Here is a 12608-nt window from a genome sequence, read left to right as displayed (position 1 = left end):
CGGTGAGATAATCTGGAATGCGCCTCCAAATTGATAAAAATCTCTTGATATACATAAGAATGAAAGAACATGGGTATAGGTCTGTATAAAAGGAGGTTATGGCAGTGAAGGCAGTTACATTTCAAGGTGCGAAAGACATACAGGTAAAAGAAGTTGATGATCCGTCATTAAAAAAGCGGGATGATATTTTAGTCAGGATTACCTCAACGGCCATTTGCGGATCTGATTTGCATATTTATAACGGAGCTTTGCCGGCGCGTCCGGGATTTGTGATCGGGCATGAGCCGATGGGAATCGTTGAAGAGGTTGGCTCGGAAGTCACAAAAGTAAAAAAGGGCGACCGGGTTGTCCTGCCGTTTACGGTTTCGTGCGGGCATTGCTATTACTGCCAGCACGGGATGGAGTCCCAGTGTGACAACTCGAATCCGAATGAAGAGGTCGACACAGGCGGTTTATTTGGTTATACAGAGCGGTACGGAGATATTCCGGGCGGGCAGGCTGAGTACCTGCGTGTACCGTTCGGCAATCAAATGCCGTTTGTGATTCCCGAATCTTGTGAGTTGGAAGACGAGGCGTTGCTGTTCTTGTCGGATGTGCTTCCAACGGCATACTGGAGTGTTGAAAATGCCGGTGTGAAACAGGGAGACACGGTCGTTGTGCTCGGCTGCGGGCCAATCGGCTTGATGACCCAGAAATTTGCATGGCTGAACGGGGCCAGCAGGGTAATTGCAGTTGACCATGTGCCATACCGGTTAAAGCATGCCAAAAAAATGAATAGAGTCGAAGTTTATAATTTTAAAGAATACGATGAGATGGGAAAGTATTTACGTGAGATTACCAATGGCGGGGCTGATGTTGTGATCGATTGCGTCGGCATGGACGGAAAAAAATCGGCGATTGAAAAGATCGAGCAAAAGCTGAAGCTGCAGGGCGGCACAATCAGCGCAATTCAAATTGCGATGGAAGCGGTCAGGAAGTTTGGCACCATCCAGTTGACAGGGGTATACGGTTCGGTTTACAATGCATTCCCGCTTGGCAGGCTGTTCGAACGCAATATCACTCTGAAAATGGGACAGGCGCCGGCTAAACACCTGATGCCGAAACTCTTTCAAGACATCACAGAGAAAAAGTTTGACCCAACTGAAATCATTACCCATAAAATTTCGCTGGATAAAGCAAGCGAGGCCTATCAATTGTTCAGTGATCATAAAGATGGTTGCATTAAAGTCGTATTAAAACCCTAAAAAATGCCGGCTCCGTATATTTTCTTAAAAGCGGGGCCGGAATTCTTTTTTGAGATGCCTGTTACCACCCGATTTTGCCGGCAGTTGCCAGAACAAGGACCCAATTGGAAAAGGCATTCATGTCGTACTCCGCGTGAGCACGTGGATGAAATAAATAGATTGAACTTGAAGGCGCTTACCCATAAAATAATAGTAAAACATGCAAAGGAGCCTCAAAAATGTCGAAAGTATTGGTTGTAAAAGCCCATCCGTTTTCCGAAGAATACTCTCGTACAATGAAAGTGACGAATGCTTTTTTAACGTTTTTCCGAAAGAAGTCTCCCATCCTCAAGGAATGTGAAGGTGCGAATCGCACCAATGAGTAGGTGGGAGATGAATTTCGGTTGGCTTTAGCCAAAGTTATTTTTCCAATCCTTTTCTCAACAATTCTAAGATTGCGGCTGTTCTAGTTGGAATCCCATTTTCTTTTTGATATTGCTCCAATTTTTCTAATATCGTCTTAGGCATACGAATTTCTACACGTTCTTTCTCTTCTCTCATGATTATCACCTCATATTGATTGTACGGATTTTTTACGGTATAATCAATATATACGAAATTTTTCCGCACAAAGTGAGGTGAATTGATATGGCCAAGCAAAACAAAGCTTTCAAGTTTCGTTTGTTACCAAACAAAGAACAATCCGCATTATTAGCTAAGACATTTGGTTGTGTTCGCTTTGTCTACAATAAGATGTTAGCTGAACGCAAAGAAACGTATGAAAAGTTCAAGGATGATAAAGAATTGCTTAAAAAGCAAAAGTTTCCGACCCCTGCAAAATATAAAAGTGAATTTCCATTCCTAAAAGAAGTGGATTCTTTAGCTTTGGCAAATGCACAAATGAACTTACAGACTGCTTATAAGAATTTCTTTGAAGGAAACGCGGATTTTCCAAAGTTCAAAAATCGTAAAGCAAAACAATCCTATACAACTAATATGGTCAACGGAAATATTAAGCTAGAAAATGGTCATATCAAACTGCCAAAAATCAAAAAGCCAATAAAAATGAAACAGCATAGAGAGATACCTGCTGATTATAAAATCAAATCTTGCACTATTTCTAAAACAAAGACAGGCAAATACTACATTTCAATTTTGACAGAATATGAGAAAGATATTCGTCCAGTTAACATACAGAAAGTTGTTGGTTTGGATTTTGCTATGGATGGTCTATATGTCGAGAGTGAACAGGGTAAGAAAGCCAATTACCCACGTTACTATCGGCAAGCCTTAGATAAATTAGCAAAAGCACAACGAATTCTTTCTCGAAGAAAGAAAGGTTCTGCACGTTGGAACAAGCAACGACTAGTAGTGGCTAAATTACATGAGAAAGTGGCGAACCAACGCATGAATTTTCTTCATCATAAGTCAAAAGAATTAGCTTCTAACTTTGATGCTGTCGTGATTGAGGACTTGAACATGAAAGGGATGTCTCAAGCCCTTCACTTTGGGAAAAGCGTTCATGATAACGGCTGGGGGATGTTCACTACTTTCTTAGCGTATAAGCTAAAAGAACAGGGGAAACAACTTGTGAAAATTGATAAGTGGTTTCCCTCCACTAAGAAGTGTTCATGTTGCGGCAAGGAAAAAGAAATGCCATTATCTGAACGTGTATATAAATGTTCTTGCGGCTTTGTATTAGATCGCGATCACAATTCAGCAATCAATATCAAAAATGAGGGATTACGCTTATTAGCGTTATCATAAGTAACAAAACTCTTGGAACAAGAGGGTTAGCTCGGTCAGTTTTCGTTGGCTAGTAAAAGCAACGATAAGTCGAGAAGCCCCCACTTCAATCAAACCGTAAGGTTGATAAGTGGAGGGTAGTTCACTGAGGCTGGTTTTGTCGTTTCCGCAGATGATCATGTCAGGCATGGAAAGACAGCGTATGATTCAGGTAACTGGGGAGACTGGGGAGACAAAGGATATATGACGATGGCGGAGGATGAGCATACGCTTCGTAAGATTGTGCAGGAACAATATCCTGATTTGCCTTATTTCATGTTCGGGCATAGTATGGGGTCAATGATTGCCAGAGGTTATGCTGCTGCCTACGGGGATGGTTTGTCCGGCTTAATTCTGTGCGGGACTTCGGGCCAATTCCCGAATGCAGGCAAACTGCTCCCTGTTTTGAAAGACCTGGTCGATGAAGGCAAAGGGGAAGAAACCGATTCTTCTTATTTGGAAGAACTGATGGGCTGGATGACAGAACGGATTGAACAACCGAAAACGCCAAACGACTGGATAAGCGGCGACCCGGATATTGTGGCAGACCACGCAAACGATCCGTTTAATAATTTTTCAACTCCGCCAAATATACACTCACTCTACTATTTTGTCCAGATGATGGAGAAGATTGTCGGAACGGAGTGGGCAGAAAAAGTGCCGGTATCGATCCCTGTTTATAACATTGCCGGTGACCAGGATCCGGTCGGCCAATATGGGGAAGGGTATATGCTGTATCGAACTGGCTGGTGCAAACCGGACATATTTTTTGCTTGTCCTGCACTTGTAAGCGAAAAATGCATCTGAACCTGGCTGCAGCTATAACAAAAAGCTTCTGCCCAAAAAAGGGAGAAGCTTTTGTCATTTGCCATGCTCTTTACAAGATCCTGAATAGCCTTCATGACCAGCCTAATGGCTGCAGGCAATTATTTATAACTTGGAACTTCCAATGTGATATTGTAATTGTCTAATAGGTTGTATAAGTTATAGATTTTATCCACTTGTTTGTAAGCCCAGCCAATGTCTGTTGCATATTGATGGGAGGCATAGCCATATGTTGCAGCGACATCTGGATTCCATCTCATTTTATACAAGGTATCTTGACCGGCGCCAAGGTAATTGCTGCTGATAAATTTAGCTCCGCCAATGATGGCCGCTTCCGGGGTCGTCCAACCATGTTGATAGGCATACCTGGCTCCATTTTGGACAGCATTGCCATCATTCGCACCTGTCCCATACATATTATAAACAGTCTTGCCATTATACTTGACGCCATTTGCAAGCTGGGATGTGCCATTTCCTGTTTCAAGTAAGGCATGGGCAATCAAGTAAATTTCATTGATTCCATTTTGTTTTGCAGCTTTTAAAAATGCAGATGCTTTCTCGGCTAAAATGCCTTTACCCGCAAGAATTTTTTGGTTCACTTCTGTTGCATTCAAATTGGCAGTCGAAGTTAATTTCAAAAATTGAAGTGAGCGGACTGGATCCGAAACAAAGTTATTCGGATTTAAATAGTATTTCACTTCATTTTTCGTGGCATTTTTCCATGCTTTGTTGTAACTGATTTGGTACCATGTATAGCCGTCATTCCCCTTTACAGTGGATAAGATGGTGACCTTTGTGCCTTCTTTAAGCGTTTCGCCGACTTCATGATTCTTTGTACCGGCACCATCTCTGATATGCCAGTTTCCGTTTTGGACAACACCTGTTGTATGGCTTGTCAGCTTAATGGCATCACTTCTGATATATCGTTCATTTGTATCTGTTTGAGGCGAAACTTTCATTTGAATATTTGCAAGTTCATCCAGTGAAAGATCATATTTTTTTACAATCGATGTCACCTTGCCATTGGATTGTTTTGCAGCGGATGTTAAATAATTTGTGCTGACATAACCAATTTTTCCACCGATTTCTACCTTTGCCCAGCCATCCTCTTCGGAGTAGACCTTTACAGCTGTTCCTTTATCAAGGACTTCAATCACACTTGTTAAGGTAGAAGGCCCTTTACGTAAATTCAAATCTGCTGTCGTGTATTTGGTTACCGTAGAATCTGGTGTTGGTTCGGAACTGTTATTGCCGTCATCTGCTGTGCTTGCATCAGGGTCTGAACTTGACAGATAGGATGCGAGCACATAACCGGTTATGCCTCTCGCTTTCACTTTTACCCATGGGCCGGAAGCGGTGTAAACCGTCACTTTTTCGCCTCTTTGCAGACTTGCTAATTTTTTGCCACTTGTGGAGGCTTTGGAACGCAATAACAGATGCGAACCTTTGTCCACATTGACATATTTCGTCGTTGTTTTGGCAGGAGTTGAAGTGCCTGCATGGTTGTCCGGATTTGAATTCGCCAAAAAAGATGCGTGGACATACCCCGTTTTGCTCCCGGCCTTTACTTTCGCCCAATCCCCGGAAATGGAGTAAACCGTCACTTTTTCTCCTCTTGCCAAGCTCGCTAAAATGCTGGACGAAGTGGAGGCTTTGGAGCGCAATATTAAATGGGAGCCTTTGTCCACATTGACATACTTCGTCGTTGTTTTGGCCGGAGTAGAAGTGTCTGCATGGTTGTCCGGATTTGAGTTCGCCAAAAAAGATGCGTGGACATAGCCCGTTTTGCTCCCGGCTTTTACTTTTGCCCAAGCTCCGGAAATAGAGTAAACCGTCACTTTCTCGCCTCTGGGCAAGCTTGCCAAAATGCTGGACGAAGTGGAGGACTTAGAACGCAATATTAAATGGGATCCTTTATCCACATTGACATACTTCGTCGTTGTTTTGGCCGGAGTAGAAGTGTCTGCATTGCTATCGGGATTTGAGTTCGCCAAAAAAGAGGCATGAACATATCCCGTTTTGCTGCCGGCTTTCACTTTTGCCCACTCCCCGGAAATAGAGTACACCGTCACTTTTTCTCCTCTTGCCAGGCTTGCTAAAATGCTGGACGAAGTGGAGGCTTTGGAGCGCAATATTAAATGGGAGCCTTTGTCCACATTGACATACTTCGTCGTTGTTTTGGCCGGAGTAGAAGTGTCTGCACTGCTATCGGGATTAGAATTCGCCAAAAAAGATGCATGAACATAACCCGTTTTGCTCCCGGCTTTTACTTTTGCCCAATCCCCAGAAATGGAGTAAACCGTCACCTTTTCGCCTCTAGCCAAGCTATCTAAAATGCTGGCCGTTCCGGAGGCTTTCGAACGTAATATTAAATGAGAGCCTTTGTCCACGTTGACATACTTCGTCGTTGTTTTGGCCGGAGTAGAAGTGTCTGCACTGCTATCGGGATTTGAGTTCGCCAAAAAAGATGCATGAACATAGCCCGTTTTGCTCCCGGCTTTTACTTTTGCCCAATCCCCGGAAATGGAGTAAACCGTCACTTTTTCTCCTCTTGCCAAGCTTGCTAAAATGCTGGACGAAGTGGAGGCCTTAGAGCGCAATATTAAATGGGAACCTTTGTCCACATTGACATACTTCGTCGTTGTTTTGGCTGGTTTTGAAGTACTTGTATTGCTGTCTGGATTTGAGTTTACCAAAAAAGATGCATGAACATAGCCCGTTTTACTTCCGGCTTTTACTTTCGCCCAATCCCCGGAAATAGAGTAAACCGTCACTTTTTCTCCTCTAGCCAAGCTTGCTAAAATGCTGGACGAAGTGGAGGTCTTCGAACGCAATATTAAATGGGAGCCTTTGTCCACATTGACATACTTCGTCGTTGTTTTGGTTGTGCTCGTTGTCGTTGCCGTACTGCCGGGTTTTGTGCTGGTTAAATATTCCGCGCTAACATACCCCGTTTTTGTCCCGGATTTTACTTCTGCCCAACCATCAGACACATTGTATACCAATACAGCTGTTCCTTTTTTTAAGCTGTCCAATTTGGCGGCACTTTTTGAAGGCTTTGCTCTTAATGTCAAGCTTGAATTCGCATCAACATTGACATATTTTGTCTCTGTTTTTGCTGCGGCTTGTACACTTGAACTATGTAGGAATTTTGTCAGTGAAGCGCCCTGTACCGTTTTATCAAAAGCAGGAGTGGATAATACTGCAAAACAAAGTGGTATGACTAAGCCTTTTTTCATTTCAATCTCCTTTCCAATTGGATCTTTCAGCTCGAGGGTTCCTGAAATTTAAAATTTCATTCTTTTAGCTTTTGTTCTATCAAAATACCCTAAATCCTGTCAAATCCGTCTAGTAAATTTATCGTCTTTTTTTGGTATTTTTTAAGGGGAACATGCCGTTTTTATTGAAAATATAAACCGAAAGTCCCGAATCGTGTAAAAAATCTCTTTTGACAAATGCCGAAGAGCGTTCAATTGGAAGAAACCCAAAAAACCAGAACAGGTCAGCGATCACTGGCCAGCCAATTCACTAAAAGACGGTGAACACTATGAATGGTAGCGTTCACCGTTTTGCACCTTGCAGCAACCCTTTTTTGACAGTCTTCACGATAGAGCTTACTTCGATTTTGGTTGCGTTAAATCATAAAGGGTAACGCCATCAATTGGAACCTCTGCCCATGGCGCCATTTGGGGATTGTTTTCTATATTTTTGCCATCTTGCAAGGTTTTGCCCATTTGTTTCATATTGCCAAAGGAGCCTCTTCCATTATAAAGTAGTGGATCTTCCCTTGCCGGACATATTTTTTAAACGCGGAAAGGGTCGGGGCCGGGTCACTTCCTGTAAAACCGCCGATGTCCATCACGGGTTGATCTGTTGCAAGCTGATAAGTCGCCGGAGATGCGCACTTACCGTTGCAGCGACCCAAGTGTATGTTGAAGCACCTTTTTGTAACAACTTCACAATCTTTTTACTTGTGGATTCAGACCTTCCAGGAAATCCATCCTGTGCCTTTGGGGTTTATTACAGAAACTTAGTCTAGAGGGCTTCTTTTAAATTTTTCTTAATTTCGCTTGAAAGTTTCGGTAGGGGGGGACAGACCGAATTTTGCCGCAAGATTTATAGATTGGTGCGGAGGCGAAAAAGCGATCCTTAACTCCTGATCATGCTAAGCATGGCGTTATCGCAATTTGATTTGGATGTCCAGCGGATGCCGGCTTCGTGATTAGATAGCTGAATCGTTGATGAATCGGTATTAATGGAAACAGGGACAGCGGGGATTGCAAAAACGGCCGGCTTGTCCACCCAATCATTTAATGGGCATTTTAATGATAAGAAAACCCTAAAAACAAAACCGGGAGCACAATGCGTACCCCCGGTTTTGTTCCGGCTCTCATGATAAAGCTGTATAAGGCAGCATTCCCTTTTTCCGTGCAACTTTCGAGCATGTGAGGGGGGCATGGAAAACGGACTTTAAATGCCGGAGACCCTTACTTCATTGCATGGCTTACCAAAAACACCCGCCGTAGCCCCCATATCCGCCATAACCGCCGCCGTAACCGCCGACATATGAGGCACCGATGATGATCAACAGGATAAACAATACGACGACTAAAGCGAAACCGCCACTGTAAACGCCGCCATCAGACATCTTTTTAACCTCCTTTCGAAATAGCCATAACATACTATGTGAAATTCTCCATAAGGGAAGGGCGCTTTCTGTAAATCCGTACATGGCTGAACCCGATTATCACCGGCCGGGCTGCGCCAGTCCTATCTGCTTCTAAAAATGCTGCAAAAACTTCTTACCAGAAGAAGAAAGGAATTAAAGCCAAAGCAGCGATTGAACCGATGGCAATGCCCCAGCCAAATCCCCATCCCCAACCCCAGCCTCCGTAGCCAAATCCGCCAAGATTGCGGGGGCCTCCAAGCGGCCGAAGGAACACTCTGTTTCCGCTCACATGATGAATAATGCCTCTATGGATCCGTCCATCAACCGTCCGGATTTGGACCGCTCTGCCCCTGTATCGATGGCATAGTGCATGGAAGTGACGATATGACATAAAAATATCCTCCAATCCTTTAGGAATGGTACAGTATATGATTTTTGCCGGCGGATACGGTGGACAAAACGATCAGACTTTTTGTGGAATTATCGTGCGGGATTTTGAAACCCGGGTGCAGGGATGAAAATTACATGGAATCGATTTGTGCCAAAACCTTTGCATCGGTTTTGAGCACATCTTTTACGGAGAGGCCGGTTTTTTCAAGATATTGCTTGACGAGGTAGTATCCGACGCAATAACCGGACATTTTCGGATAGACACGTGAACCGTACAAAATCTCTTGATGTTGCTGTTTTGTTTTTTTAAGGTTTCTATGCGGGTACACGTATTGTCTCCATATCTTTTCCATTTCGTCATTGGAATAAGAAAAGGCCCAGGATGAAACGTATTTACGCCCGAATTTTTCCCTAACTGCATTTTCTGCCAGCCCTTCTAAAATAATCGTATCCAATAAAACATAATCGGCCTCCTCTTTCGGGTATTTTGTAAGCCGGCAAACATGGTTATACTCATGGACAAATAATGACCTGATTTCTGTTTCGCTGTTCCGGGCCGAAACAAATAAAAATAATTGATCTTTAAAGGCTAATCCTGATTTTCCGTTAAATTCTTTTTGAATCAGTAAATTGGCGGAGTCAGACGGAAAAATATAGATCGGAACATCCGGCCCATTCCATTCTTTTTTGCAGCAAAGAAATTCATTTTTTACGATTTCCCAAACATGCCGGTTTTGCAATTGCCGGACAATCCCGGCTCCGTTATCTTCCGGCTGGTACATGCCATGATAAGCCAGGTAGTCATAAATTTCCGCAGCACTTGCGCCTTTAAAATGCGCTTTAAACTTTTCGCAAATCGCTACAGGCTGGTGATATAATTGGCGCAGCCACTTGTCCGTTTCAACAACCCCCATATGCCTTCCTCCATTGCTTTTTCTTAACCAAAGTATGTTTTTAAACGATAACGGTTACCGATTTCTGCAATGGTACATACGGTATATAAACGAGCCAGCTGTTTGAATGGCAAGGGAGGGGTTAGAGTGGATCGGGAATATACTTACCTGAATTGTTTAGCAGAACTGGGAGTCGGCGGAGCGCATCCAGGCGGTTTCAAGCTGACACAGGATATATTATCGACTGAACATATAGGAAAAAAAACAACAGTGCTTGATGCGGGCTGCGGCACCGGCCAAACTGCTGCATACGTCGCGCAGCAGTACGGATGCCAAGTGACAGGGCTGGATCATCATCAATTGATGGTGGAAAAAGCCAGGAAAAGAGTCCGGTCATTAGGTTTGCCGATACAAATTGTGCACGGGAACACAGAGGCTCTCCCGTTTGCAGACAGTCAATTTGATTTGGTATTGTCAGAGTCGGTGATCGTTTTTACCGATATGCCCAAAACGGTTCAGGAATTTCAGCGGGTGCTGAAGCCCGGCGGATGTTTAATTGCGATTGAAATGGTTTTGGAGCAGCCTGTTTCGCCCCAAAGATTAGCACACATCAAAGACTTTTATGGAGTATCCCGAATTTTAACCGAGGAACAGTGGGTGCAGCTTTTTCAAGAAGCAGGGTTTCAATCCATCCATTCTGAAAAATATGATTTGAAATTTGGAGTTCAAAATGTCCCTGATTTTTCATTGTCGGAGGATGTGGATGTTAAGTATTTTGAGATGCTTGAGCATCATATGATCATGTTTGAATCAACCAAAGAGATCCTAGGCTTCCGGGTTTTCAGGTGCAAAACGGTTTAGGGTGCCGATCTGGAATGGCAAGTTCAGCGATACAAAATAAGGAAGCTGGAATATTTGCAGGTTTGCCTTTTTAGGAGTCGGAGGAGAGCGCATGCGACCGGCTCCTTCATTTTTTGGTCCGTACACTTTTTATGGGCATTTTCAAATTCATAGATGGCCCGTTTGAGGAGAAATATTTTATGGGGGATGGGGGGCCGGATGGAATTGGAAAAAATGGAGTTGACATCAGAAGAGTTTTCAAATAATATCAAATTAATAGATTTATTCTATAAAACCCTCGCAAAACAACCTCGAAAGGAAGGATCCTCATGACAAAAGAATACCTTGACCTCAAAATGGACTTTATGTTCAAACAGCTTTTCGGTCACCCGAGCCGGAAAAACATCACCATCGCCTTTTTGAATGACTTGTTGAACCGGAAAGGGCAGGACAGAATTGTCGATGTCCAGTATGAGAACACCGAACTCATTAAATCTGACCCGAACGGCAAAACAGGACACCTTGATGTTCTCGTTTACACATCCAACCACGAAAGAATAAATATCGAAATTCAAGTGGAAAATCAGCATGATATGCCGGAACGAGTACTTTATTATTGGGCAAAACTTTTTTCTTCCCCGTTGAAAGCCGGGCAAATTTATCGAGAACTTGTCCCTACGATTATGATTTCCATCTTAAATTACCCGCTTTTCCCGCACCAAACCAAACGATTCCATAACCGCTTTCATGTTTATGAGGATTTGGAGTTTTTTATGTGGAGCCCACATCTGGAATTTCACACATTTGATTTGACAAAGTTCAGGTCAAAGTGGAAAAAATATAGACGAGGGATGAAAGCGAAACCACCAGCCTCATATCCATGGCTGATGATGCTTTCTGCTGCAGATTACCGGAAACAGACGATAGACACGGACATTTTGCAGGAATTGGAGGAGTTAGCGATGAATGAGCAGGAAGTACTTGATGCAATCAAAGAGTGGGAAAGCTTAAGTGCGAATCGGGAAAACAAAGTATTGTACGATGCGCGGCTGAAATTTTTACGCGACCAGCTTGCGAATATCCGCGGAGAAAGAGAAGAAGGTAGGGAAGAAGGCAGACAGGAAGGACTCAAAGAAGGGATACAAAAAGGGATTGAAAAAGAACGTGAAACGGTCATTAAAAAAATGCTGAGCAAAGGCACCGCACCCGAAACGATCGCAGATATGCTCGATTATCCGCTTGAAGAAATCAAAAAAATCCAGCGGGAAATAAAGTGGAAGCATTGATGATTTCCTAACCGGAGGAGTTAGCGATGAATGAGCAGGAAGTACTTGATGCGATCAAAGAAACCCCCGAATTTTAAATGAACCCAATCTTGAAGGTGCCCTTCTTTCTGGTTTAAAGTATCTCTTCAAACTCAACTATAAGATGTTTGCGGTGAACAGAAAAAAAGCGTCCCCACCCCGTTGCCGGTTGTTGGGAACGCTTTTTGTTTAAAGAAATTTATTTGCTCTTAACCGCTTTGGCATTGATGTAGCCTATCCCCGGTCTTTTTTAAATCCCTTCACCTTCTGATGATTCTGCGGCTGTTGCTTTTTTCTCGCCAAAATAGGTGGCCGCTTTCCTGCTTAATTCGACAATTTGACGGGCTATTTCTATAGCTGGATTTTCCTCATTTACAAAGATGCTTTCCAACAGTGCCCCCACATTGCAGCCGGCTGTAACAGCGGCATCTTTCCGGTTAGCAGACAGAGTGGCCGCCTCTTTATAAGGGGTGCCGCCTGCCAAGTCGCAGAAAAAGAGATATGTGTCATACCGGTTGTCTTTTAGTTCCGCCTCCAATTTTTCCCGCAGGTTTTCGTTTGACTCACCTTCCGGGAAATCAATGTAAGCGATGTTTTCCTGGATGCCTACCAACAGTTTGATGGTGGATTGGATGCCGGACGCAAAATGGCCGTGACCGGTGACGATGAATTTTATCAT

Annotated in this window: 10 protein-coding genes and 2 pseudogenes; 5 read left to right on the top strand and 7 right to left on the bottom strand. The window is 43.5% G+C overall.

Annotation, left to right across the window (positions count from 1 at the left end; genetic code table 11):
• Positions 1-104: 104 nt before the first annotated feature.
• A complete protein-coding gene (locus BCOA_RS21480; RefSeq protein ID WP_014096215.1) occupies positions 105-1244 on the top strand; it encodes a zinc-dependent alcohol dehydrogenase in 1140 nt (379 codons plus the stop codon).
• A gap of 399 nt (positions 1245-1643) precedes the next feature.
• On the opposite strand, the gene BCOA_RS34545 is transcribed toward BCOA_RS21480, so the two are convergent.
• Positions 1644-1784 carry a ribbon-helix-helix protein, CopG family gene (locus tag BCOA_RS34545; RefSeq protein ID WP_003352379.1) on the bottom strand — a complete coding sequence of 47 codons (141 nt, stop codon included), beginning with the start codon at positions 1782-1784 and terminating at the stop codon, positions 1644-1646.
• A gap of 87 nt (positions 1785-1871) precedes the next feature.
• Between BCOA_RS34545 and BCOA_RS21475 the strand changes: the two genes are divergently transcribed.
• The gene (locus BCOA_RS21475) at positions 1872-2990 is read left to right on the top strand and encodes an RNA-guided endonuclease InsQ/TnpB family protein (protein ID WP_014096213.1); all 1119 of its coding nucleotides are present in this window, start codon (positions 1872-1874) and stop codon (positions 2988-2990) included.
• A gap of 180 nt (positions 2991-3170) precedes the next feature.
• Positions 3171-3815 (top strand): annotated as a pseudogene (locus BCOA_RS21470) (alpha/beta fold hydrolase); the annotation flags it as partial.
• 119 nt (positions 3816-3934) lie between these two features.
• Here BCOA_RS21470 and BCOA_RS34370 read toward each other — a convergent pair.
• The 5 genes and pseudogenes from BCOA_RS34370 to BCOA_RS21450 form a co-directional block, all read right to left on the bottom strand.
• Positions 3935-7072: an SH3 domain-containing protein gene (locus BCOA_RS34370; protein WP_014096211.1), complete on the bottom strand. Its 3138-nt coding sequence runs from the start codon at positions 7070-7072 to the stop codon at positions 3935-3937.
• Between the two features lie 500 nt (positions 7073-7572).
• A complete protein-coding gene (locus BCOA_RS35740; RefSeq protein ID WP_435633718.1) occupies positions 7573-7692 on the bottom strand; it encodes a hypothetical protein in 120 nt (39 codons plus the stop codon).
• A 708-nt stretch (positions 7693-8400) separates the two neighbouring features.
• A pseudogene (locus BCOA_RS35670) lies at positions 8401-8481 on the bottom strand (YjcZ family sporulation protein); the annotation flags it as partial.
• Between the two features lie 154 nt (positions 8482-8635).
• Positions 8636-8893, bottom strand: a complete 258-nt coding sequence (locus tag BCOA_RS21455; protein ID WP_014096209.1) for a hypothetical protein — start codon at positions 8891-8893, stop codon at positions 8636-8638.
• Between the two features lie 130 nt (positions 8894-9023).
• Positions 9024-9806, bottom strand: coding sequence for a DUF2268 domain-containing protein (locus BCOA_RS21450; RefSeq protein ID WP_014096208.1), 783 nt, complete (start codon positions 9804-9806; stop codon positions 9024-9026).
• Between the two features lie 126 nt (positions 9807-9932).
• On the opposite strand from BCOA_RS21450, the gene BCOA_RS21445 reads away from it, so the two are divergent.
• Complete coding sequence (locus BCOA_RS21445) at positions 9933-10646, top strand: class I SAM-dependent methyltransferase (protein WP_014096207.1); 714 nt, start codon at positions 9933-9935, stop codon at positions 10644-10646.
• Between the two features lie 308 nt (positions 10647-10954).
• Positions 10955-11911, top strand: coding sequence for an Rpn family recombination-promoting nuclease/putative transposase (locus tag BCOA_RS21440; protein WP_014096204.1), 957 nt, complete (start codon positions 10955-10957; stop codon positions 11909-11911).
• A gap of 268 nt (positions 11912-12179) precedes the next feature.
• Here the strand turns inward: BCOA_RS21440 and BCOA_RS21435 are convergent, their stop codons facing one another.
• Positions 12180-12608: a PTS sugar transporter subunit IIA gene (locus tag BCOA_RS21435; protein WP_014096203.1), complete on the bottom strand. Its 429-nt coding sequence runs from the start codon at positions 12606-12608 to the stop codon at positions 12180-12182.

This window comes from Heyndrickxia coagulans 36D1, from assembly GCF_000169195.2.
Taxonomy (GTDB): domain Bacteria; phylum Bacillota; class Bacilli; order Bacillales; family Bacillaceae_C; genus Weizmannia; species Weizmannia faecalis.
This window is presented reverse-complemented; position numbering and strand designations above follow the sequence as displayed.

What these genes read in the sequence shown, in the direction of transcription:
- BCOA_RS34370 (WP_014096211.1), bottom strand. Translation starts at nt 7,072, where the DNA reads ATGAAAAAAGGCTTAGTCATACCACTTTGTTTTGCAGTATTATCCACT.
- BCOA_RS21475 (WP_014096213.1), top strand. Translation starts at nt 1,872, where the DNA reads ATGGCCAAGCAAAACAAAGCTTTCAAGTTTCGTTTGTTACCAAACAAA.
- BCOA_RS21450 (WP_014096208.1), bottom strand. Translation starts at nt 9,806, where the DNA reads ATGGGGGTTGTTGAAACGGACAAGTGGCTGCGCCAATTATATCACCAG.
- BCOA_RS21435 (WP_014096203.1), bottom strand. Translation starts at nt 12,608, where the DNA reads ATGATAAAATTCATCGTCACCGGTCACGGCCATTTTGCGTCCGGCATC.
- BCOA_RS21440 (WP_014096204.1), top strand. Translation starts at nt 10,955, where the DNA reads ATGACAAAAGAATACCTTGACCTCAAAATGGACTTTATGTTCAAACAG.
- BCOA_RS21455 (WP_014096209.1), bottom strand. Translation starts at nt 8,893, where the DNA reads ATGTCATATCGTCACTTCCATGCACTATGCCATCGATACAGGGGCAGA.
- BCOA_RS35740 (WP_435633718.1), bottom strand. Translation starts at nt 7,692, where the DNA reads ATGGACATCGGCGGTTTTACAGGAAGTGACCCGGCCCCGACCCTTTCC.
- BCOA_RS34545 (WP_003352379.1), bottom strand. Translation starts at nt 1,784, where the DNA reads ATGAGAGAAGAGAAAGAACGTGTAGAAATTCGTATGCCTAAGACGATA.